The sequence below is a fragment of the Streptomyces sp. NBC_00090 genome, from assembly GCF_045160815.1.
In the GTDB taxonomy this organism is placed as follows: domain Bacteria; phylum Actinomycetota; class Actinomycetes; order Streptomycetales; family Streptomycetaceae; genus Streptomyces.
In genome coordinates this window covers 5150236-5172254 of sequence record NZ_CP108224.1, presented here as the reverse complement: position 1 = coordinate 5172254, position 22019 = coordinate 5150236, and the positions used below count along the sequence as shown (strand labels likewise).

Annotated in this window: 21 protein-coding genes; 6 read left to right on the top strand and 15 right to left on the bottom strand. The window is 71.9% G+C overall.

Annotated elements, in window-relative coordinates:
* Positions 1 to 69: 69 nt before the first annotated feature.
* From OG361_RS23185 to OG361_RS23175, 3 genes are all read right to left on the bottom strand, one after another.
* Positions 70 to 843, bottom strand: a complete 774-nt coding sequence (locus OG361_RS23185; protein WP_405856407.1) for a class I SAM-dependent methyltransferase — start codon at positions 841 to 843, stop codon at positions 70 to 72.
* Between the two features lie 150 nt (positions 844 to 993).
* Positions 994 to 2217 (bottom strand): FG-GAP-like repeat-containing protein, encoded by a 1224-nt coding sequence (locus OG361_RS23180; protein WP_405856405.1) that lies wholly within the window; start codon positions 2215 to 2217, stop codon positions 994 to 996.
* A gap of 103 nt (positions 2218 to 2320) precedes the next feature.
* Complete coding sequence (locus OG361_RS23175) at positions 2321 to 3340, bottom strand: alpha/beta fold hydrolase (protein ID WP_405856403.1); 1020 nt, start codon at positions 3338 to 3340, stop codon at positions 2321 to 2323.
* 541 nt (positions 3341 to 3881) lie between these two features.
* Between OG361_RS23175 and OG361_RS23170 the strand changes: the two genes are divergently transcribed.
* Complete coding sequence (locus OG361_RS23170; protein ID WP_405856401.1) at positions 3882 to 4649, top strand: hypothetical protein; 768 nt, start codon at positions 3882 to 3884, stop codon at positions 4647 to 4649.
* A 67-nt stretch (positions 4650 to 4716) separates the two neighbouring features.
* On the opposite strand, the gene OG361_RS23165 is transcribed toward OG361_RS23170, so the two are convergent.
* From OG361_RS23165 to OG361_RS23150, 4 genes are all read right to left on the bottom strand, one after another.
* Positions 4717 to 5235 carry a hypothetical protein gene (locus tag OG361_RS23165; protein ID WP_405856399.1) on the bottom strand — a complete coding sequence of 173 codons (519 nt, stop codon included), beginning with the start codon at positions 5233 to 5235 and terminating at the stop codon, positions 4717 to 4719.
* 141 nt (positions 5236 to 5376) lie between these two features.
* Entirely contained in the window at positions 5377 to 6162 is a 786-nt protein-coding gene (locus tag OG361_RS23160) for an ABC transporter permease (protein WP_405856397.1), read from the bottom strand.
* Positions 6159 to 7139, bottom strand: coding sequence for an ATP-binding cassette domain-containing protein (locus OG361_RS23155; protein WP_405856395.1), 981 nt, complete (start codon positions 7137 to 7139; stop codon positions 6159 to 6161). Before OG361_RS23155 ends, OG361_RS23160 begins: the two co-directional genes overlap by 4 nt.
* Before the next feature lie 80 nt (positions 7140 to 7219).
* On the bottom strand, positions 7220 to 7891 hold the full coding sequence (locus OG361_RS23150; RefSeq protein ID WP_405856393.1) for a DUF4097 family beta strand repeat-containing protein: 672 nt from the start codon (positions 7889 to 7891) through the stop codon (positions 7220 to 7222).
* A 235-nt stretch (positions 7892 to 8126) separates the two neighbouring features.
* Between OG361_RS23150 and OG361_RS23145 the strand changes: the two genes are divergently transcribed.
* Positions 8127 to 8900 (top strand): helix-turn-helix domain-containing protein, encoded by a 774-nt coding sequence (locus OG361_RS23145; protein WP_405856391.1) that lies wholly within the window; start codon positions 8127 to 8129, stop codon positions 8898 to 8900.
* A 171-nt stretch (positions 8901 to 9071) separates the two neighbouring features.
* Here OG361_RS23145 and OG361_RS23140 read toward each other — a convergent pair whose 3' ends face one another.
* Positions 9072 to 9761, bottom strand: coding sequence for a metal-dependent transcriptional regulator (locus OG361_RS23140; RefSeq protein ID WP_150267384.1), 690 nt, complete (start codon positions 9759 to 9761; stop codon positions 9072 to 9074).
* A gap of 150 nt (positions 9762 to 9911) precedes the next feature.
* Here OG361_RS23140 and OG361_RS23135 point away from each other — a divergent pair, with 150 nt between their 5' ends.
* Complete coding sequence (locus OG361_RS23135; RefSeq protein ID WP_405856389.1) at positions 9912 to 10667, top strand: SIS domain-containing protein; 756 nt, start codon at positions 9912 to 9914, stop codon at positions 10665 to 10667.
* An 81-nt stretch (positions 10668 to 10748) separates the two neighbouring features.
* Here the strand turns inward: OG361_RS23135 and OG361_RS23130 are convergent, their stop codons facing one another.
* Both OG361_RS23130 and pdxH read right to left on the bottom strand, forming a co-directional pair.
* A complete protein-coding gene (locus tag OG361_RS23130; protein WP_405856387.1) occupies positions 10749 to 12092 on the bottom strand; it encodes a PAS domain-containing protein in 1344 nt (447 codons plus the stop codon).
* A 150-nt stretch (positions 12093 to 12242) separates the two neighbouring features.
* On the bottom strand, positions 12243 to 12890 hold the full coding sequence (gene pdxH, locus OG361_RS23125; protein WP_405862396.1) for a pyridoxamine 5'-phosphate oxidase: 648 nt from the start codon (positions 12888 to 12890) through the stop codon (positions 12243 to 12245).
* A 294-nt stretch (positions 12891 to 13184) separates the two neighbouring features.
* On the opposite strand from pdxH, the gene OG361_RS23120 reads away from it, so the two are divergent.
* Positions 13185 to 14285 (top strand): citrate synthase 2, encoded by a 1101-nt coding sequence (locus tag OG361_RS23120; protein ID WP_405856385.1) that lies wholly within the window; start codon positions 13185 to 13187, stop codon positions 14283 to 14285.
* A 47-nt stretch (positions 14286 to 14332) separates the two neighbouring features.
* Here the strand turns inward: OG361_RS23120 and OG361_RS23115 are convergent, their stop codons facing one another.
* Entirely contained in the window at positions 14333 to 15433 is a 1101-nt protein-coding gene (locus OG361_RS23115; protein ID WP_405856383.1) for an isopenicillin N synthase family dioxygenase, read from the bottom strand.
* A 366-nt stretch (positions 15434 to 15799) separates the two neighbouring features.
* Between OG361_RS23115 and OG361_RS23110 the strand changes: the two genes are divergently transcribed.
* On the top strand, positions 15800 to 16843 hold the full coding sequence (locus OG361_RS23110) for a M4 family metallopeptidase (protein ID WP_405856381.1): 1044 nt from the start codon (positions 15800 to 15802) through the stop codon (positions 16841 to 16843).
* A 108-nt stretch (positions 16844 to 16951) separates the two neighbouring features.
* Here OG361_RS23110 and OG361_RS23105 read toward each other — a convergent pair whose 3' ends face one another.
* A complete protein-coding gene (locus tag OG361_RS23105) occupies positions 16952 to 18178 on the bottom strand; it encodes a hypothetical protein (RefSeq protein ID WP_405856379.1) in 1227 nt (408 codons plus the stop codon).
* Positions 18179 to 18454: 276 nt separating this feature from the next.
* Here OG361_RS23105 and OG361_RS23100 point away from each other — a divergent pair, with 276 nt between their 5' ends.
* Positions 18455 to 19063, top strand: a complete 609-nt coding sequence (locus OG361_RS23100; protein WP_405856377.1) for a hypothetical protein — start codon at positions 18455 to 18457, stop codon at positions 19061 to 19063.
* A gap of 78 nt (positions 19064 to 19141) precedes the next feature.
* On the opposite strand, the gene OG361_RS23095 is transcribed toward OG361_RS23100, so the two are convergent.
* The 3 genes from OG361_RS23095 to OG361_RS23085 are packed head-to-tail and all read right to left on the bottom strand — an operon-like array spanning position 19142 to position 22013.
* A complete protein-coding gene (locus OG361_RS23095; protein ID WP_405856375.1) occupies positions 19142 to 19720 on the bottom strand; it encodes a TetR/AcrR family transcriptional regulator in 579 nt (192 codons plus the stop codon).
* The gene (locus tag OG361_RS23090; protein ID WP_405856373.1) at positions 19708 to 20430 is read right to left on the bottom strand and encodes an enoyl-CoA hydratase family protein; all 723 of its coding nucleotides are present in this window, start codon (positions 20428 to 20430) and stop codon (positions 19708 to 19710) included. Before OG361_RS23090 ends, OG361_RS23095 begins: the two co-directional genes overlap by 13 nt.
* A complete protein-coding gene (locus OG361_RS23085; protein WP_405856371.1) occupies positions 20427 to 22013 on the bottom strand; it encodes an AMP-binding protein in 1587 nt (528 codons plus the stop codon). The genes OG361_RS23090 and OG361_RS23085 overlap by 4 nt, the downstream gene beginning before the upstream one ends.
* Between the last annotated feature and the right edge of the window lie 6 nt (positions 22014 to 22019).

Here is a 22019-nt window from a genome sequence, read left to right as displayed (position 1 = left end):
GCGGTTTGCGCGCCGGGCAGCCGGACGGACACGTCCGATCAACTGACCACCGGTCCAAGAAAACACGCTCTAGTCGTGCGAGCCTTCCGCCGACGGCGGTACCTCGACGACGAAGAACAGGAAGCAGGGCTTGGTCGAAAAGTCACGGAAGTCGTCGGGGAACAGCTCACGGGCGGCCGGGTCGGGCTGAGGCTCGCTGATGACGGAGAGACGGAAGCCGGCTGTCGTGAAGGCATCGATCATCGCGTGCAGCGGCTTGCGCCAGAACTTCATCGGGACGGACTGCCCGTCGAACGTCCAGTCGAAGGTGTAGCTGTTGGCCGCGAAGTAGTCGGGCCGAGGATCCCGGATCGTGTACGCCACGAAAGGGTGGTCCACCGATGCGATCAGCCGGCCGCCGGGCCTGAGCACGCGCCGCAACTCGGCCAGCGTCGGACCCCAGTCCTCCAGGTAGTGCAGCACCAGCGACGAGACCACGTCGTCGAACGCACCGTCGGCGAACGGCAGACGGTCCCTCAGGTCGGCCACGTGCAGGGCCACGTCCTCCCCGAGCCGCCGCCTGGCCAGCGCCAGCATCCCGGCGCTGGCGTCGATGCCGGTGACGACGGCACCGCGCTCGCGCAGTGCGGCGGACAGGGGGCCCGAGCCGCAGCCGGCGTCGAGGATCCGGCGGCCGGCCACGTCTCCGGCCAGGGCCATCATCGCGGGCCGCGCGTAGTACGCGTTCACCAGGTTGTGCTCGTTGTCCGCCGAGTACGCCTCGGCGATACTGTCGTAGTCATTCACCCGGACCGGATCTGCTGACCGGGCGAAGTTCTCTGGCACGTCGGTTACTCGGTCCATTCGGCGCAGCCTAGTAGTCGCATGATCCGTCGGGCGGTGTTCAGGTGATCAGGCCCTGGGCACGTCGTGGACCGGCATCTTCTCCGTCAGGCACGGAGAAGGCCTCCACCCTGGGGCGGAGGCCTTCACGTGACGCTTGTCGGAGCCGGGTCAGAAGGCGCCGTTCAGGCCCCACCAGTCGACGCTCGTCGGAGTGCCGGCCTCGAGCCCGCCCGTGCCACGGCCCGGGTACAGGACGAGGCAGCCGGTGCCCCGGCACTCGGGGGAGACGTAGTTGGCGGTCGTCTGGGTGGCCAGGTCGTTGTGGCCGTCGCCGGTGATGTCGCCGACGCCGAGGATCGTCGACATCACGTTCCAGCCGCCGGAGCCGATGAGCACGCGGGTCCCGACGGCGCCGGTCTTGCCCGGGTAGAGCCAGAGCTTGCCGCTGGACGCCTCGCGGGCGATGAGGTCGGCCTTGCCGTCGCCGTTCATGTCGCCGGGGGCGACCAGGGTGTTCATGGCGTTCCAGCCGCCGGAGCCGATCAGCTTCCGCGCGCCCAGGGTGCCCGTCGACGTACCGGGGTACAGCCAGAGCTTGCCGGTGGACTTCTCGATGGCGAGCAGGTCCGCGCGGGCGTCGCCGGTCAGGTCGCCGAAGGCGGTGATGCGGTGCATGGCGTTCCAGCCGCCGCTGCCGATCAGCTTGCGGCTGCCGAGGGCGCCGGTCCCGGTGCCGGGGTAGAGCCAGAGCTTCCCGGTGGCCGTCTCGCGGGCGATGACGTCCTCGCGGGCGTCGCCGGTGAAGTCCCCGTGACGGGTGAGGGTGTTCATGGCGTTCCAGCCACCGGAGCCGATCAGGCGTCCGGTTTCGTCACCGGGCAGGAACCAGAGACGGCCGGCCTTGTCGCGGACGACGACGTCGGCCTTCCGGTCGGCGTTCATGTCGCCGAAGCCCGCCACGGTGGGGGCGACCGGCGAGTACCAGGCCGGGTACGCGGGCAGGAAGCATTCCCGCTCGGTGACGACGAACTTCAGCGAGCTGACCGAGTTGGTGCCCGGGCCGCCCCACTCGGTGCCCGCCGGGTCCGGGGGCCCGGAGTACACGGCACCCGAGTCGCCGTAGTTGGCGTCCTCGTGCAGGCAGACGTACTTGTTCGTGCGGTTGACGATCGAGCGGAAGGTGTTGTCCCAGGTCCCGAGCGTCGCCGTGTTGACGTTCGTCTTGTACATCGTGCCCGTGCCGTTGTCGGTCTTCCAGGCGCAGAAGTAGCCCGACGGGCAGTCGCTGACCGCGGCCTGCGCGGGCGCGGCGCCCGCACCCACGAGACCGGCCGAGGCGAGCCCCAGCGCCGTGGCCGCGGTGGCCAGGCGCTTCAGCAGTGACATGCGCAAATTGTTCCCTCCCTGACGTGGCGCGGAGAGGTCTCGACGCGCCGCGGGGGCACCGTACCTTGTCATGTGGTGATCACGGCAACAGGGTTCCGGTGCCCCGCCGTCAGGACGTGAGCGCGCCGTTCAGGAAGGGCTCGACCGCCTCGCTCCAGGCCTCCGGGTACTCGTAGTGGAGGAGATGGCCCGCGTCGGGGATCTCCGCGTACGCCCCGTGGGGCAGGACCCTGACCATCTCCTGGGCCTCGGCGCGGCCCAGCTCGCCGTCGAGGCCGCGGACGACGAGCGTCGGGCAGCGGACCTGGGCGAGCGACTCCCAGTGGGCGTCGTGGACCCACGTCTCCCGGGAGGTCAGCATCTGCGCCGGGTCGAAGACGGGGCGCCAGCCGTCGGGGTGCTCGGCCATCACCTCGGCGAAGAAGGCGCCCCGCGCGGGGTTGGGCCGCTCGACCCACGGGTCGTCCTCGCCGAACCAGCGGCGGACGGCGTCGAGGGACGGGAAGGGCGCGGGCCAGCCCCTGAACCAGTCCTGCCAGGCGCGCTGCGAGGCGGCGCCGAGCGCGGAGGCCCGCATGTCGCAGATGACGAGGGCGCGGACCAGGTCGGGGCGGTCGGCGGCGAGCTGCCAGGCGGTGAGCGCGCCCATGGAGTGGCCGACGAGGGTGACCGGGCCGAGGCCCAGCTGCTCGACGGCGGCGGCCGCGTCCGCCACGTACGCCTCGCGGGTGAAGGGGCCGGCGGGGGGCTTCTCGCTGTGGCCGTGACCGCGCTGGTCGAGGGCGACGACACGGTGACGGCCGGCGAGGTGGCGGACGGCGGGGGCCCAGTGGGCGGCGTGGCCCATCAGGCCGTGGAGCAGTAACACGCCGGGGGCGGGAGTGGCGGTGGGAGTGGACGTGGGTGCGGGTGTGTGCGCCGGTGCGGGCATGGTTGCGTGCGCCGGTGCGGGTGCGTGCGGCGCGGCGGATGTCGGCGTGGGCAGCCGCGGTTCGGACCGGGGGCCGGGTGGCCGTGGGCCCGAGTGCGGGGCGGCCTTCGGGTCGTCGCCCTCGCCGGTCAGTGGCGTGTAGTCCCAGGCCGCCAGGCGTACGCCGCCGGCCCCGGTGACGTCGAGTCGTCGCGCCATGTCCCTGGCACCCCCTCTTTCCCGTCGAACCACATCAGAGTATCGAACTCGCATTCGAAAATACGCTTCTGCCACCCAACACCCCTCGTTCGAGTGACAGGGCTCAAGGATTGACTCCCGCCGCCGAGGGGAGATCTTGAACGGGAGGCGGACCGCTCGGGGAAAAACGGTCCGACGGGACTGACCTTGAGAGCTCGGGGCTCCAGGTCAGCACAGGGGAGGACAGGCCCCGGCGCCCCAGGGCGCCGGGGCCCTCTGTCGCCCTCGACCCTGCGTCGTCCCTCGTCCTCGTCCTCATGAGCCACTCCTCCCGGCAGCACACGGCTCGTACAGCGTGGCACGCCGAGGGTGCGGCCGTGGCCATTCCGGCGTAAACCGGGCCGCACGGCAGTCGTTGACCCGGACGCGACACCGTCCGGCCCGATCCGGCCCAGTCCGGATCGACGCGGCTCGATCCGGCTCGATCCGTTCCCACCGAGCCGATACGCCCTCGTGACCCACTTCCGCGCAACCAATTCGTCCGTCTGCTCGTCGACTTGACATGCCCTCTCCTCAAGTCCTCACCAAAGGCGACGCGTCCGCACTCCTCGACTCCGACCGCCTCGTCGTCACGCGGGGACGGCACCGTACGGAGATCCCCCTCGCCGCCGTCCAGGAGGCACGCCCGGACGGCTCGACGGCCGTCGAGGTCGTCCTGACCGACGGAGTCGTCCACCGGATCGAGGGCGAGAACCGGGTGGCCACCGCCTCGTTCGTCACCGCGCTCGCCGAAGCCCTGCCCGAGCGGCGGGACCCCGCCGGCAGCGCACTCGTCACCGTCACGGACGAGGGGCTCGTCATCAAGACCTGGTACCTGGTCGTCGGCGGACTCACCCTGCTGCTGGGCTGGTTCGGCTACGCCTACTGGGTCGGCTCCGCCTACACCGCCGAGGACGCCGTCCTGGTCTTCTTCTCGGCGCTCCCGCTGCTCATCGGCCTCGTCAGCACCCCGGGCGCGGTGCTCATGGGGGTCACCCGGATCAAGCTCGCACGGCGCGGCATCACCGTCCGCGCGGCCCACGCGGGCCATTACCCGAACGGAAAGAGGAAGGGTTACTTCGCCTACACCGACAGCGAAGGCCGCGAGCACCTCTACTTCTCCCAGCGCTCCGCGCAGTACGTCGACCTCGTCTACGACCCGCGGAACCCGGGCGACTTCGCCCCCAGACGCCCGCTCTTCGCGGTGGCGCTGGGGCTCCTCCTCCTGCTGGCCCTCGGTCTCGCGTGCCTCGCCCTCGGCGGCGCCGGGGTCGTCGTCTACCTCTTCTGAGGGCCGTCCCGTGACCGCTCCGGAGACGGGCCCGCCGGCCGGCCCGCTCCGGATCGGCCGGGGAGGATCACGGGAAGTACAGGGCGGCCTTCGCCAGCACATGGCCTGTGAACATGCCGCCCAAGGCGACCCCGCCCCGGTACATCGTGGTCCGTACGGCGGCCGGGGCGGTCTCGACCGTGAGGGGGCGGCCGATCAGCGTCGTGCCGAGGATCCGGGCGTCCTGGGCGGCCCACCGGGCCGCCTCGGGCTGGACGCGCGAGCTCACCAGGGCGGGAAGCACCATTGCCGCGTTGCGGGCACCGGGTATGCCGGCGCGCAGGCTCTTGGCGTACCCCATGGACCACACGCTGAACTCCCCCAGGATGGCCACGTCGACCTCGGGGACGGCTGCCGCGAAGACGAACAGCTCGACCTTCGTCCCGGCCCAGCGGAGCTTGCGGTCGGCTCGGCAGCCGATCACCACGCGGTGGTCGTTCCACTGCGGCGAGGTCACCGTGCAGCCGTCGGCCGTCAGCCGTTCCTGGAGAGCCGTGAGGTACGTGGCCGCCGCGTCGGCGGTCGGTTCTGTCGCATCCGGGTTCATGCGTGGATCCTCCAACACCCTTGGCAGGCAAGGGAAGAGGAGTCCGGAACGCCGACGGGGCGGCGTACTCCGACGTGGTGTCGGTGTACGCCGCCCTCGGGCGGTACGGGTTGCGGGAGGCTGCCCGCGCTGTCACCGCGGTTACTTCGGGTCGCCGTTGAACCTCGCGGCCGACCAGAAGTAGCCGAGGATCGCGAGGCCCAGGGACCAGGCGACGGTGAGCCAGCCGTTGTAGCCGATCTCGGTGCCGAGCAGCAGGCCCCGGAGGGTCTCGATGGCCGGGGTGAAGGGCTGGTACTCGGCGATCGGCTGGAACCAGCCCGGCATCGTCTCGACCGGGATGAACGCGCTGGAGAGCAGCGGCAGCAGGATCATCGGCATCGCGTTGTTGCTGGCGGCCTCGGCGTTCGGGCTGATCAGGCCCATGCCGACCGCGATCCAGGTGAGCGACGTGGCGAAGAGCACGAGCAGGCCGAAGGCCGCGAGCCACTCAAGGACCGTGGCGTCCGTGGACCGGAAGCCGATGGCCACGCCGACGGCGCCCACGAGGACGACGCTCGCCACACACTGGAGCACGCTGCCGACGACGTGCCCGATGAGCACCGAACCGCGGTGGATCGCCATCGTGCGGAAGCGGGCGATGATGCCCTCGGTCATGTCGTTGGAGACGGACACGGCCGTGCCGATGGTGGTGCTGCCGATGGTCATCAGCAGGAGGCCGGGGACGATGTAGGCGATGTAGTCGGAGCGGTCCGCGCCGCCGATGCCGGCGCTCATCACGTCGCCGAAGATGTAGACGAAGAGCAGCAGCAGCATGATCGGCGTGAGCAGCAGGTTCAGGGTGAGCGACGGGTAGCGCCGGGCGTGCAGGAGGTTGCGGCGCAGCATCGTGGACGAGTCGCGCACGGCGAGGGAGAGAGAGCTCATCGGACTGCATCCTTCGACTGGTTGGGCTGGGCGGACTGGGTGGACTGGGCGGGGATCTTGGAGCCGGTGAGGGCGAAGAAGACGTCGTCGAGGTCGGGGGTGTGCACGGTGAGTTCGTCGGCCTCGATGCCGGCGGTGTCCAGCCGGTCGAGGACGGCGCGCAGTGCGCGTTGGCTGCCGTCGCTGGGGATCTGGAGGGACAGTGCCTCGTCGTCCCTGCCGGCTTCGGTGAGTGCGGCGGTGGCGGACCGGTAGGCGGTGGGGTCGGAGAAGCGGAGGCGGACGTGTCCGCCGGGGACGAGGCGCTTCAGTTCCTCGGCCGTGCCCTCGGCGGCGATCTTCCCGTCGTTGAGGACGGCGATGCGGTCGGCGAGTTGGTCGGCCTCTTCGAGGTACTGGGTGGTGAGGAAGACGGTGACCCCGTCCGCGACGAGTTCGCGGATGATCTGCCACATGTTGTGGCGGCTGCGGGGGTCGAGGCCGGTGGTCGGTTCGTCGAGGAAGATGATCCGCGGGCTGCCGACCAGGGTCATGGCGATGTCGAGGCGGCGCTTCATGCCGCCGGAGTAGGTGGAGGCGGGCTTCTTCGCCGCGTCCACCAGGTCGAAGCGCTCCAGGAGTTCGGCGGTGACCCGCCGCCCCTCGCTCTTGGACAGGTGGTGCAGGTCGGCCATGAGGAGCATGTTCTCCTCGCCGGTGATCAGGCCGTCGACGGCGGAGAACTGGCCGGTGACACCGATCGTGGCACGGACCGCCTGCGGGCTGGTGGCGAGGTCGTGGCCCGCGACCTGGGCCTGTCCGCCGTCGGCGGTGATGAGCGTGGAGAGGATCTTTACGGCGGTGGTCTTGCCGGCGCCGTTCGGCCCGAGCAGGGAGAAGATCGTCCCTTCGGGGACCGCCAGGTCGATGCCGTCGAGCACGACCTTGTCACCGTACGACTTGCGCAGCCCGTTCGCCGCGATGGCCAAGCTGGTCATGAGGGGTGCTCCTTGGAGGCTGTGGAGGCTGTGGGTGGGTGGTGGTGGTGGTGCTCGGAGGCTGTGGGTGGTGGTGGTGCTCAGAGGCTGCGGGCGGTGATGTCGCCGTAGGCGGTGGTGGCGTGGATGTTCAGGCCGGCGTCGGCGCCGTGGGCGTTCTGGAGGGTGTTGTCGATCCGGCCGTAGGAGGTGCCGGCGTCGAGGGTGGCGGAGACGCCGCGGGCGGCGCCGACCGTCAGGTCGCCGGCCTGGGTGCGCAGGGTGACGGTGCCGCGGTGGGCCTCGGTGATGCGGATGTCGCCCTTCTGGGTGCTGATCTCGGCGGTGCCGCCGAGGCGGCCGATGGTGATGTCGCCGGCCTGGAGGGTGAGGTGGGCGGCGGCGGTCTCGTCGAGCTTGACCGTGCCCTGGGCGCCTTCGAAGGTGACGTCGCCGAGGCGTCCGACGCCGCGGAGTTCGCCGCTGGCGGTCTTCGCCTCGACGCGGGAGCCGGCGGGCAGCTGGACGGTGACCTCGACGGAGCCGGAGCTGCCGAGGATCCGGTTCTTCGCGGCCGGGGTCTCGATCCGCAGGACGCCGTCGCCGTACTCGACGGTGACGCGCTCGGCGGCCTTGACGTCGTGGCTGCTGGCGGGGTTCGCGGGGAGGACCTCGACGGTGGTGTCGGCGCGGTCGGCGGCGATGAACCGGATGTGGCCGGCCGGGATGTCGAGGACGGTGGCGATCGGGGCGGCGGTGGCGAACTTCTGCATGGTTCCTGCTCCTCTTGCGTTTCCTGCGGCGTTGTTTCCGACAACGCAAAAGCTACGTTGCGTTCAGAGATCGAGCAACAGGCGTGTTGCGTCGAATCCGCATCAACACAGGTCAGAAGAGAGATTTCATTGCAACGGTCTCGACGAGAACGCAACGCCGGGAAGCTCATTCGTTGCAATGAAATGAGCGTGAACGCTATAGTGCGGTCATCCGAGGAGTACGAAGGAGATCGCGATGCCGGGAGGCAGGCTCACTCAGCAGGAACGCCAGCAGATCGCGCTGGGGCTGGCCGACGGCCTCGCCTACGCGGAGATCGCCAGGCGGCTCGACCGTCCGACCTCCACGGTCACGCGTGAGGTGATGCGGAACGGCGGCCCCACCGGCTACCGCTCCGACCTGGCACACCGCGCCACCGAACGCCGCGCCCACCGGCGCAAACAGCCCGCTCCCCGGGGGCCGGAGGCGACCCCGCAGGCCTACGGACGCGACCCCGAGGCCGTGCGCGAGTACGAGGAAGCCCTCACCACCGTCTTCATGCAGTCGGGCCTGTCCAAGATGATGGCCGGGGTGATGGCCTGTCTCTGCATCAGCGACTCGGGCAGTCTCACGGCGGCGGAACTCGTCCAGCGCCTCCAGGTCAGCCCGGCGACCGTCTCCAAGGCCATCACGTTCCTGGAGAGCCAGGACCTCGTCCGCCGGGAACGTGGCGAAGGGCGACGCGAGCGCTACGTCGTCGACGCCGACGTCTGGTACCAGTCGATGATGGCCAGCGCCCGGTCCATCGCGCGGATAGTCGAGACCGCACGGCAGGGCGTCGGTGTCCTCGGCCCCGGCACCCCGGCCGGCGACCGCATGGAGAACATCGCCCGTTTCCTCGACTTCGTCAGCGAGACCACCGCCCGCGCCGCGCAGCAGGCCCGCGAGATCCTCCACACGCGCGCCGAGACGCCCCCGGAGGAATCCTCCGCCCCGGATTCGGATCACGGTGAGGCGGATCGCGACGGTTAGGCGGATCGCCGCGCATCGCCGCGGATCGCCGCGGATCGCCCGCCGCGCAACGCCGGATCGGTGGCTCGCGTCGCCGTGACTACGCCCAAAGGGGTGTCCCGCCAACCGTTTCCGGTCGGCGGGACACCCCTTTGGGCGTACGGCGGAAGTCGGCGGCCCGAGCCGTCGCCGTCAGCGCTTCGCGACGAACACGTGCGCCGCGACCTCCGCGGCCAGCTCGGCGGCCTCGCCGCTGCTGCCCACCAGGACACCGCCCGGCGACTCCGTCACCGAGACCACGGAACCGGGCTGCACGCCCGCCCTCCGCAGCGTGTACATCAGCTGGGCGTCCGTCTGGATCGGCTCGCCGATCCGGCGCACGACGACCGTCTTGCCGCCGCTCGCGTCCAGGTCGGCGAGGGAGACCATCGAGTCGTCGAGGAAGGCCTCCGCCTCCGCCTTCTCGCCCAGCTCCTCAAGGCCCGGGATCGGGTTCCCGTACGGCGACTCCGTCGGGTGACGCAGCAGCTCCAGGACCCGCCGCTCCACGGCCTCGCTCATCACGTGCTCCCAGCGACAGGCCTCCGCGTGGACCTGCTCCCACTCCAGGCCGATCACGTCGACGAGCAGGCACTCGGCGAGCCGGTGCTTGCGCATGACGCGGGTGGCGAGGCGGCGGCCCTCGTCCGTGAGCTCCAGGTGCCGGTCGCTCGCGACGGCCACCAGGCCGTCGCGCTCCATCCGGGCCACCGTCTGGCTCACCGTCGGCCCGCTCTGGTCGAGCCGCTCGGCGATCCGGGCACGCATGGGGACCACACCTTCCTCCTCAAGCTCGAGGATGGTGCGGAGATACATCTCCGTTGTGTCGATCAGTCCGGACATACGTGCCCCTCGATGAGTCGTGCGCTGGCCCTGCCCCAATTCTGACGCATCGCGCCGACAACCGGGCCTCACCGGGGTGAGGCGGTATTGACAGAGCAATGGTCCAGACCGCACCGTGATCCGCGACCACGACGAGAAGGAGTCGCCGCCATGGGCGAGAGCAAGCTGGCCGGACAGTTCTTCGACGCCGCGATCGGCCTGCTCCAGCAGGTCCGCGACGGGGACTCCGAAGAGATCGCCGCCGCCGGAGCGGCCATCGCCGAAGCGGTCGCGAACGGCAACCGTCTCTTCGCCTTCGGTGCCGGCCACTCCTCGCTCGCCGCCCAGGACGTCGTCTACCGGGCGGGTGGCCTCGCCCTCATGAACCTGCTCGCCGTCCCCGGCACCGTCGGTGTGGACGTCATGCCGGCCACGCTCGGCTCCGCCCTGGAGCGGGTCGACGGCCTCGCCGGGGCGGTCCTGGACTCCTCCCCCGCCAAGGCCGGGGACGTCCTGATCATCATCTCCCTCTCCGGGCGCAACGCCCTCCCCGTCGAGATGGCGATGAACGCCCGTGCCCTCGGCCTCACCGTCATCGGCGTCACCTCCCTGGCCTACGCGACGGAGACGAAGTCGCGGCACGTGTCGGGGACGTACCTCAAGGACCACTGCGACATCGTCCTCGACTCCAGGATCGCCATCGGGGACGCGGAGCTCACCCACGAGGGCATCGAGGCCCCCTTCGCCCCCGCGTCGACCGTCGTCACCAGCGCGCTCATGCAGGCCACGATGGCCGCCGCCGCCGAGGAGCTCGTACGCCGCGGCATCGAGCCGCCGCTGCTGCGCTCCGGCAACGTCGACGGCGGGCACGAGTGGAACGGCCGCGTGATGACCGAGTACGGCGACCGGATCTTCTTCCGGCACTGAGCACCGGACTGCCGGGCCCCACGGGACGCGTCGGGGCCCGGTCAGGACATGTAAGGGCCCGTCAGGACATGTAGGGACCCGTCACTCCTCCGGCGGAAGGCCGAGTTCCGGCTGAAGGGCGAGCTCCGCCGCGACCCGGGACCCCACCGTCTCCGCGTACACGACGTCCTCCCGCTCGAAGCCCGGGCGGCACGCGGCCCGCAGGAACGTCAGCACGCCCAGCGTCCGGCCCCGGGAGCGGAGCACCACGCACAGCGCGTGCGCCGCCTCCCCCGGCCACTGGTGCGCCTCCGCCCACACCTCGGCGGTCCGGCCCGCGCTCGCCCGCACCGTGCCCAACCGGTCCCAGGCCTGGAGCGCCGGATGCCGCGGCCCGTACCGCAGCGGAATGCCGCCGCCCACGACCGGGGAGGACGGCCCGGGCACACCCGGCGGGGTGGCCAGGGCGCGGGTCAGCCGCCGCTCCCCCGCCACCCGGTCGACGAGGGCGTGGTCCGCGAATCCGGCGAGGGCGAAGTCGAGGAGGACCGTCACCGCCTCCTCCGTGTCCTCGCACTCCGCCGCCGCGGCGCCCGCCCGGTGCAGCTGGCTCCACCGGAACCGCAGCCGGTCCGCCTCGCGCCCCGCGAGCCGCTCCTCCGTCACGTCCTGGAACAGCCAGGCCACGCCCAGCGGCACCGGTTCCTCCGCCATCGGCGAGGACAGCCGCAGGAAGCCGCTGCGCCAGCACCGGCGCCGCTCGCCGGCGGAGCTCCGCAGCGTCACCCACACCTCGGCGGGCGCGGGCGGCGTGCCCTCCGCCAGGACGTGCTGGAGGGCGGCCTCCAGCTCCTCCGCGCCGTGCACGACGACGTCCCCGAGCGGGCGCCCGAGCAGGGCCGTACGCCCCGTACCGAAGGCGCGGGCCGCGTGGCCGTTGATGACGGCCGGGCGCAGGTCGGCGTCGACGAGGACGACGCCCCAGGAGGCGTCCTCGAACAGGGCCTCGCTCAGGGCGACCGAACGCTCCAGATCGAGCTGTACGTGGACCTCGCTGAAGGCGCAGTACACGCCGGCGGGGGCGCCGGCGGCGCCGCGCACCCCGGCGGCCTGGCTCCGGACGAGCACCCGTCCGCCGTCCTTGCGCAGCAGCGCCAGCTCGTGGACCTGCCGGCCGGGGCCCTTCATGGCCCCCATCAGCCGGCCGAGGATCTCCTCGGCGTCCGCGCTCCGCGCCGCCCAGCCGCCGAACCCCCGCCGCCCGACGGCCTCCGCCGCGGACCAGCCGAGGATCCGCTCGGCCTCGCGGTTCCAGTGTGTGACCGTCCCGTCGGCGTCCAGGGCGCAGAGCGCCGCGTCCATCCCGTCGAGCAGCGCGGCCAGCAGATCGGCCCCGGCCCCCGGAACGGAAGCGGTATCGCTCGCGGACCCGATGAAAGTACTCATCCCGGCACCCCCCCATGCTGTGCCCATTCAACTGGAAACGTGACGCAGGGCACACCCTGTTCCGTGAATTCGATGAAGGGGACGGGTCGGGACGTAGAACGTCCGGGGCGCGACACGCCCGGGGGACGACACGCCCGGGGCGCGAGACGCTCAGGGAGCGAGGCGCTCCACTCTCCAGGTCTCACCGGCGCCGCCGTCCCCGTCGGACTCGCGGACGTAGCGGAGGCGGTCGTGGAGGCGGTTCTCGTGGCCCTGCCAGAACTCGACCGCGTCCGGGACGACCCGGATGCCGCCCCACTCCGGGGGGACCGGGACCTGCTCGCCCTCGGGGTAGCGGGCCTCCAGCTCCTCGTAGCGCGCGAGGAGTTCCGCGCGGGAGGCGATCACCGAGGACTGCCGGCTGGCCCAGGCGCCGAGCTGGGAGCCGTGCGGGCGGGTGCGGAAGTAGGCGACCGTCTCGTCGCGGCCGGTGTGGACGGCACGGCCGGTGACGATGACCTGGCGGGCGAGCGGGTGCCAGGGGAAGAGCAGCGAGACGTGCGGGTTGGCCGCCATCTCCTCGCCCTTGCGGGAGCCGTAGTTGGTGAAGAAGACGAAACCGGCGGCGTCGTAGTGCTTCAGCAGGACCGTCCGGGAGGACGGGCGGCCGTCGGGGGTCGCGGTGGAGACGATCATCGCGTTCGGCTCGTGGATCGCCGGGTTCTCGGCGGTCTCCTTGAACCAGCGGGCGAACTGCGCGATCGGCTCGGGGGCGAGATCGGACGCGGACAGCTCCGTGGTGCGGTACTGCTCGCGCATGTCGGCGGGGTCCAGGGCGCCGGTCGCGGCGTCGTTCACTGCGTCGTTCACGGCGTCACTCGCGGCGTCGTTCACGGGATCGGTCACGGGATCGGTCACGGGGCCATCCTGCCGCAGCACTCCAGTCTGCCCGGCACCCCACGGCCCTAATCCTCTCTCGCCGGATCGGCGGAGTGTGCCGGATGTCACGCTTCCCCGCATCATCGGAACCGTACAGACTCTTCCGCTGGATGACTGTTGATTCCCCACCATCAACCCGCACGGTTGATCGATCATCGATAGAGGAGCCGCCTGATGTCCGACTTCGTACCCGGGCTCGAGGGAGTCGTCGCGTTCGAGACGGAGATCGCCGAACCCGACAAGGAGGGCGGCGCACTCCGTTACCGCGGCGTCGACATCGAGGACCTCGTCGGCCACGTCTCGTTCGGCAACGTGTGGGGCCTCCTCGTCGACGGCGCCTTCAACCCCGGCCTGCCGGCCGCCGAGCCGTTCCCGATCCCGGTGCACTCCGGGGACATCCGGGTCGACGTGCAGTCCGCGCTCGCGATGCTCGCGCCCGTGTGGGGACTCAAGCCGCTCCTCGACATCTCCGTCGAGCAGGCCCGCGACGACCTCGCCCGCGCGGCCGTCATGGCCCTCTCGTACGTCGCCCAGTCCGCGCGCGGCCAGGGCATGCCGATGGTGCCGCAGAGCGAGATCGACAAGGCGCAGTCCGTCGTCGAGCGGTTCATGATCCGCTGGCGCGGCGAGCCGGACCCGAAGCACGTCAAGGCCGTCGACGCCTACTGGACCTCCGCCGCCGAGCACGGCATGAACGCGTCGACGTTCACCGCCCGTGTCATCGCCTCCACCGGCGCGGACGTGGCCGCGGCCCTCTCCGGCGCCGTCGGCGCCATGTCGGGCCCGCTGCACGGCGGCGCGCCCTCCCGTGTCCTCGGCATGATCGAGGAGATCGAGCGCACCGGCGACGCCACGGCGTACGTGAAGCAGGCCCTCGACAAGGGCGAGCGGCTCATGGGCTTCGGCCACCGCGTCTACCGCGCCGAGGACCCGCGCGCCCGCGTCCTGCGCCGTACCGCCCGCGAGCTCGCGGCGCCGCGCTTCGAGGTCGCCGAGGCCCTGGAGAAGGCCGCCCTGGAGGAGCTGCACAACCGCCGCCCCGACCGGATCCTGGCGACGAACGTCGAGTTCTGGGCGGCCATCGTCCTCGACTTCGCCGAGGTCCCGGCGCACATGTTCACGTCGATGTTCAGCTGCGCCCGTACGGCGGGCTGGTCGGCGCACATCCTGGAGCAGAAGCGCACCGGCCGCCTGGTCCGCCCCTCGGCCCGCTACACGGGCCCCGGCCAGCGGGACCCGCGCGAGATCGAGGGTTACGCCGACATCGTCGGGTGACGTCCCCCAGGTGATGTCCCCGCCGGAGAGCCGGCCCGCCACCGTCGCTATGCCGACATCGCGGGCCGGCTCTCCGGGTGCAGGAGGAGATCCGCGTGGTGGCGCGCCGCCACCAGCGGGTGGGCTCGGAGCTTGCCCTTCAGTTCGTTCCGCCCGTACTCGGCGAACAGCGGGTTCGCCGGGTCGGCCGTGACGCCGGGGGCCGTGGACGCGTACGGGAAGCTCAGCGGCGCGATCCGGGCGTCCAGGCGCGGGTTGTAGAAGAACGGGACGGAGTAGCGCTCCGTCGCCCCGGGCGGGGAGACCACCCGGTGGTTGGTGGCGATCAGATAGCCGTTGGTGGCCACTTCGAGCAGCTCGCCGAGGTTGACGACGAACGCGCCCGGCAGCGGCGGCACGTCGTGGAAGTTCCCGTCCTCGCGCTGGACCTGGAGCCCGCCGACCTGGTCCTGGAGCAGCAGGGTGAGGAAGCCGTAGTCCTTGTGGGCGCCGACGCCCTGCTCGTCGCCCTCGCCGCTGCTGCCCGGGTAGCGCACCAGCTTGAGGTGCGGGTGGGCGCGCGGGCCGAAGATGTCGTCGTAGAAGTCCACGGGCGCGCCGATGGAGGCCAGCAGCTCGTGCAGGAGCCGCTCGGCGACGCCGCTGAGCCGGTCGATCCAGTGGAGGGCGGCGGTCCGCAGCTCGGGGAGCGCGGTCGGCCACTGGTTGGGGCCTTCGAGCCACCAGTACGGGGCTTCCCAGGGCGCGGGGGTGTGCGCGGGGCGCTCGGCGCCGATGTCGAGCTGGTCGCGCCAGTCGCGGGCGCCGCCGGTGCGCTCGTCGCCGATGCGGGTGTAGCCGCGGAAGTGCGGCGAGTTGATGTTGTCGATGGCGAGCCGGTCGGCCTCGGGCAGCGCGAAGAAGGCGTGCATGGCGGAGGTGAGGGCCTGCGTCTCGGCCTGGGTCACGCCGTGCCCTATGAGCTGGAAGAAGCCCACGTCGTGGGCGGCCGAGTGGAGCTGCGCGTGGAGCAGCCGGCGGCCCTGGGGGCCGCGGTCGGCGGCGGAGAGGTCGACGATCGGGAGCTGCGAGGCGTACGAGCTGCGGGTCGGCTGCTGTGCGGTCGAGCGGCGGGTCGTCGGCTGCTGGGAGGTCGAGCTGCGAGTCATGGGTGCATCCGCGGGGTCTACGGGTGCCCGGGGCGGCCGCCTGTGGGTGGGGCGGGGGCCACGGGTGCCGGTCGGCTTGGGCTCTGAACGAGGGACCTGGGGGCATGGGTGGTGCCCTTGGGGGTCAGGCGGAGCGGCGACAGCTCATGCTCGTGACGCGGACGAAGTCCACGTGGCGGCGGCGTACGAGCGTAGGCATGCGAACAGAGTACTGCCGCGGGGCGCGGAGGGGTGTGGTCCGTGTCACGCCTTCCGGGCGGCTCCCGACCTCTGGCCAAAATGATGCGCGTACGCGAAGATCACCGCCACGCATGTCACGCGCATGCCAAGCTTCCCGTCGCAGCACCCCATCGCAGGAGGATTTCCATGACTCCCCGCACCCGCCGCACCCCTCGTGGCCTGGTCGCCGCGGCCGCCGTCGCCGGCACGGCCGCCGCCGCCCTGCTCCCCTCCCCGGGAGCCGCCGCGGCCGCGCTGCCGCAGGCCCGGGTCTTCATGGTGAACCCGGTGCAGTCCTCCGGCGACCAGTCCCTCACCGACCACAAGGACGCGGCGAGCGACGTCCCCTCCTCCGCCTACGCCACCGTCACGCTGCGGAACCTCGACGCGAGCGGCGGCCTGTCGGGGAAGTGGGCCGCGGTCCGCTCCGAGACGGGCAAGCCCGCCGCCGTCGCCGACGCCGGCTCGTACGACCGCTCCGAGGACGGCTTCGAGCAGGTCATGGCGTACTTCTGGGTCAACGAGGCGCAGGAGTACCTCCAGGGGCTCGGCTTCGGCACCGAGCTGCCCGGGGCGAACGACCGCGTGCAGCCGGTCCGGCTCAACCAGTGGGGTGCCGACAACTCCTTCTTCACCGACAAGAAGGCCGAAATCCGCTTCGGCAAGGGCGGGGTCGACGACGCCGAGGACGCCGACGTGATCGTCCACGAGTACGGCCACGCCGTGCACCACGCCCAGGTGCCCGGCTTCGGCACGACCCCGGAGTCCGGGGCGATCGGCGAGGCCTTCGGCGACTACCTGGCCGTGGCGGTCGGCACGAACGCGGCCGCGAAGTACGGCTGGCCGGTGAAGGCCGACGCGGCCTGCGTGGCCGACTGGGACGCGACCGGCTACAGCGAGGCGCCGCACTGCCTGCGCCGGATCGACGGGACGAAGACGTACGCGGACCGGGAGGGCGAGGTCCACGCGGACGGTGAGATCTGGTCCCGGGCGCTCCTCGACATCCGCACCTCGCTCGGCGCCCGGACCGCCGACCGGATCATCGTCAACGCCCAGTTCGGCTTCGCCCCCGACACGAGCTTCCGTGACGCGGCGCTGACGACGGTCGCGACGGCGGAGCGGATGTACGGCAAGGGCGCGGCGGACGCGGTACGGGACGCCTTCCGGGCGCGGCAGATCCCGGGCCTCTAGGGCCCCGGGTCTCCAGGGCCCCGGGTCTCTAGGCCCCGGGCCTCTAGGGCCCGGCCCTGATCCGGCGGACAGGCCCTAGGGCTCCGGGCCTGATCCGCCGGACACCCACTAGGCCCTGTCGATCGAGAACACCACCCGCACCCCGTCGGTCGAGTTGATCCGCTCGTTGAGTCCCCAGATGCGGCCCGTCGCCGGTGAGTACCCGAGGTTCTGGGTGTAGACCGGCGAGGTCGTCAGGACGTGCGGGGCGGTGTTCGCGGCCGCCTTGTGGATGCAGGAGTACGGAGCACCCGACGGGTCGCCGGAGCCGCCGCCCACTCCGGTGGGGCAGTCACCGGCGAGGAACCAGCCGGCGCCGTCGGTGGCCGCGCCCTGCATGGCCCAGATCGGGGAGGAGTACGCGACGGTGGCGTGCCCGTAGGGAAGGGCGGTGTTGGCGTCGAGGGCCCAGCGGATCACCCGGCCGCCCGCGGCACCCTTCTTGTACTCGGCGGACACCAGGCCGTCCTGGCCGGTGCGGTCCAGGCTCAGGGAGTTGAGGCAGGGACGGTCCTTGGTGGCGGGGTCGGTGGAGGCGGCCGCGCAGGCGCCGCCGTCGGCGGTCGTGACGTACTCGCCGATCATCGGCAGGGCGTAGTTGCTCCACCGGGCCGACGAGGTGGAGCCGGTGACACCGACCGCGTCGCTGTTGGAGTTGACCTGCCAGATGTGCCGCAGGTCGTACACCTGGAGCCAGCGCCCGTTGGCGACGAACAGCTTGTTGCCGTACCAGACCACGCCGTCGCTGTGGCTGGAGACCCCGGTGAAGCTGCCCTTGCCGTTCGCGTCGACCGTGGGGCGCACGAGGAGCAGGTGGTTGTAGCGGATCTGCCCGCCCTCGGTGTTGACGAGGCTGACCCGGCTGAACTCGTTGGCGACCTGGGCGCCGCCGGTCTGCATGCCCCGGCTGAAGTGCCAGGAGGCCAGGAAGGCGGTGCGGCCGTCCACCTTGCCGTCGGGCTGGGCGTCGTACGAACCGGTCAGGCCCTGCGGGGTCCAGCCACCGGCGTCCGTGTACGAGTTGGAGGTGTCGTCGCCCTTGTCCCAGCAGAAGCCGCCGGGGTTGAGGGAGGCGGCGAGGCCGGTGGCGTGGCACAGGCCGTTGCTCCCGGTCCGCCCGCCGGAGGTGAGGACCTGGGTGGCGTTGCGGACGGTCACGGCCCCCTGGGCCTCGACGGCCTTGATGGCCGCGTCGTTCTCGGTGAACGTGTTCCCGGCCCGCAGCTGGAAGGTCGCGACGGTCGCCGCGTCGACCTCCCCGAAGGGCATGGCGGCCTGTGCGGGGCCCGCGGCCACGAGGCACGAGGCGAGAGCCAGGAGGGCGGCACCGAGAGCCGCGAGATGTATACGGATTGTCTGAGCCATGCGGCAAGATCCTAGACGCCCGCCACCGGCCACGACCGTCTCCTGGCACGACCGTCTCCTGCCACGCCAGGACTACCGGCATGCCTCGTGTCTCGCACGTTCGCCGGTGGGGCGCGGTGCAAGAGTTGAGTCCGACGACCGGTCGGCCGAGTCGCGGGCGGGGCGGCCGGACCTCCTCGACGCCATGACTCGAACGGGAGCACACCGTTGCGCTTCTACGCCCAGACACCCGCACGTCGGAACCGCCAGGTGCTCGTGGACCTGATCGCCGTGGCCCTGATCGCCGTCGTGGTGTGGGCAGCCCTCGCCGTCCGCGAGGCGATCATGCTGCTGGCCGAACCGGGGCGCAAGGTGGAGAGTTCCGGCGACAGCCTCGCCAAGGAGCTCGACAGCGCGGCAGAAGCGGCGTCGGACGTGCCCTTCATCGGCGGCGTCCTGAAGAAGCCGCTCGAGTCCGCGGCCGACGCCAGTTCCGGCTTCGCCGACGCGGGAGTGTCGCTCCAGGAGACCGTCGGCCAGGTCGCCAACGTGATCACGACGGCCCTCATCGTCGTTCCGGTGCTCTTCGTCCTGCTGCTGTGGCTCCCGCCGCGCCTGCTCTGGATCCGGCGCAGCAGCACCCTGCGCCGCCTCGCCGAGGCTCCCGGAGGCACCGACCTGCTCGCCCTGCGCGCCCTCACCGGTCCTCCGCGCTCACTCGCCAAACTGCCGGCGGCCCCGCCCGGCGGATGGGCCGACGCCTGGCGTCAGGGAGACCGGCAAGCCATCACCGACCTCAGCGCGGTCGCCCTGGAACACGTCGGGCTCCGGCCTTGAGGAGTCGATCGTCCGGCGGGAAGCACGCCCTAGGGGGTGCCGATCAGGCCGGCTCGGGGCTCAGGGCCCGCTCCTCCCCTACGCCAGCGCCTCGTTCACCAGCCGCGCCCACTGGGCCACCACCCGTTCCCGGCGGGCGCTGTCGTCCGTCAGGAGGGTGGCGAGGCCCAGGCCGCGGGCCATGTCAAGCAGGCCCTGGACCGTTTCGCGGACGCCCGGGCGGGACTCGTCGGCGCCCAGGACCTCGACGGCGACGCGGTGCGACTCGCGGCCGACGCGGGCCTCCAGTTCGGTGACGCGGTCCCGGAGCTGGGCCTCGTCGGAGGCCGCGACCCAGAGGTGGAGCGCGGCCCGGAAGAGGGGTCCTGTGTAGAGGTCGACGAGGGCCGCGACGGCCTCGGTGCGGTCGCGGGACGGGAGGGCGCGCAGGGCCTGCGAGCGTTCCTCGGCGACGTACTCGACGGCCGCCGTGAAGAGGTCCTCGCGGGTCGGGAAGTGGTGCTGCGCCGCGCCCCGGGAGACGCCGGCCCGCTCGGCGACGACGGCGACCGTGGAGCCCGCCCAGCCGTGTTCGGCCAGGCAGGACACGGCGGCCTCCAGGAGCCGCTGCCGGGTGGCACGGCTCCTGTCCTGCTTGGGTGCGGTCAGAGCCGCCATTCGGGGTCCCGTCGTTCGAGGAAGGCCGTCATCCCTTCGCGCGCCTCGGCGGAGGCGAAGAGCGTGGCCGACCTCTGCACCAGGTCCTCCGCGTCGCGTTCGAAGGTCTCCAGGACTTTAGCGGTGACCAGTCGTTTCGCCTCCCGCAGGCCCTGCGGGGAGCCCGCGCGCAGGGCGTCGAGGATGCCGGGGAGTTCCCGGTCGGAAGCGGTGACCAGGCCCATGGCGAGGGCCTCGGGGACGCCGAAGCGCTCCCCCGTCAGGTAGTGGCGGGCGGCCGCGCGCGGGTCGAGCCTCGGGAGGAGGGTGAGGGAGATGACGGCGGGCGCGACCCCGATCCGTACCTCCGTGAGCGCAAAGTCCGACGCCTCGCCCGCCACGACGATGTCGCAGGCCCCGAGCAGCCCGAGGCCGCCGGCCCGGGCGTGGCCGGTGACCAGGCCGACGACCGGCTTCGGGAGCTCGACGATCTGCCGGAGCAGGTCCACGAAGGCGTACGGGCTGGGCGGGGCCTTCAGGTCGGCGCCGGCGCTGAAGGTGGTGCCGGTGTGGGTGAGGACGACCGCGCGGACCGCCGGGTCCTTGCCGCAGACGGTGAGGGCCTCGGCGAGCTCGGTGACGAGGTGGGTGGAGAGGGCGTTACGGGTGCCCGGGGAGTTCAGGGCGAGGGTGGTGATCCCCCGCTCCTCGGAGACGTCGACCAGGGTCATGCGCGGTCCCTCAATTCTCTGCGGAGGATCTTGCCGGAGGCTGCCCTCGGGACGCCCTCGACGAACTCCACGTCGCGGACCTTCTTGTACGGGGAGACGCGTTCGGCGACGTACGCGACGACCTCTTCGGCGGTGAGGCCGGGCGCGGCGGGCTGCCGGACGACGAAGGCCTTGGGGATCTCGGTGCCCTCGGCGTCGGTGACGCCGATGACGGCGGCGTCGGCGATGCCCTCGTGGGTGAGGAGGAGCGCTTCGAGTTCGGCGGGGGCGACCTGGAAGCCCTTGTACTTGATGAGCTCCTTGACCCGGTCGACGACGAAGAGCCAGCCGTCGTCGTCGACGCGTCCGATGTCCCCGGTGTGCACCCAGCCGTCCTCGTCGATCATCGCGGCCGTCGCGTCGGGGCGGCCCAGGTACCCCTTCATCACCTGGGGACCCCGGATCGCGACCTCGCCGCGCTCGCCGGGTGCGGCGTCCTTCGACGGGTCGTCGAGGGAGAGGATCCGCAGCTCGGTGGAGGGCAGGAGTCTGCCGACGGTGCCGGGTGGGGGGTTCTCGGCGTCGAGGGGGGTGACGTGGGTGCCCGGGGAGAGCTCCGTCATGCCGTACGCCTGGCGGACGGGCGGCAGCCCGAGCCGGGCCGAGCAGGCCTCGGCGAGGGCGGCGTCGAGCGGGGCGGCCGCGCTGACGATGTACTCCAGGGAGGAGAGGTCGTAGTCGGCGACGGCCGGGTGCTTGGCGAGGGCGAGCACGATGGGCGGGGCCACGTAGAGGCCGTTGATGCGGTGCTTCTGGATCGCGCCGAGGAAGGTGTCGAGGTCGAAGCGGGGCAGGACGACGACGGTGGCGCCCTGGCGGAGCGGGGCGTTCATGAGGGCCGTGAGCCCGTAGATGTGGAAGAAGGGCAGGATCGCGAGGATGCGGTGCCCCTGTCCCATCGGGGCCAGCGGCTCCAGCTGCGCCAGGTTGGTGGCGATCGACGTGTGGGTGAGCATCACGCCCTTGGGGACCCCGGTGGTGCCGGAGGAGTACGGGAGCGCCGCCACGTCCTCGTCGGGGTCGATGTCGACCTCGGGGACGGGTCCCGTGGAGACCAGGAAGGACTGGAGCGAGCGGATCCCCTCGCCCTCCGGCCCCTCCGGCGGCTGGTCGCAGACGAATATCTCCTCGATGCCGCCGGCGAGTTCGGCCGCCGCGCGGGCCGCCGGGAGCAGCGGCGACACGGTCACGATCCAGCGGGCGGAGGAGTCGCGGAGCTGCTTCGCGAACTCCTCGGGCGTGGCGAGCGGGTGGACGGTGGTGACGGAGGCCCCGGCGCGGGTGGCGGCGTAGAAGGCGATGGGGAAGAGCACGGTGTTGGGGCTGTGCAGGGCGAGCACGTCCCCCTTGCGGACCCCGGCCTCGGCGAGACCGGCGGAGACCAGCCGGTGGAAGGCGTCGACCTGGGCGTACGTGAGGGTCAGCTCGCCGGCGCCGTCGACGAGAGCCGGGGTGTCGCCGAACCCGGCGGCGCGGCCGAGGACGGCGTCGTGGATGGGGAGGGAGACGGTGGGAACGGCCTCGTACTCGCTGTGGAACACCATGCGTTG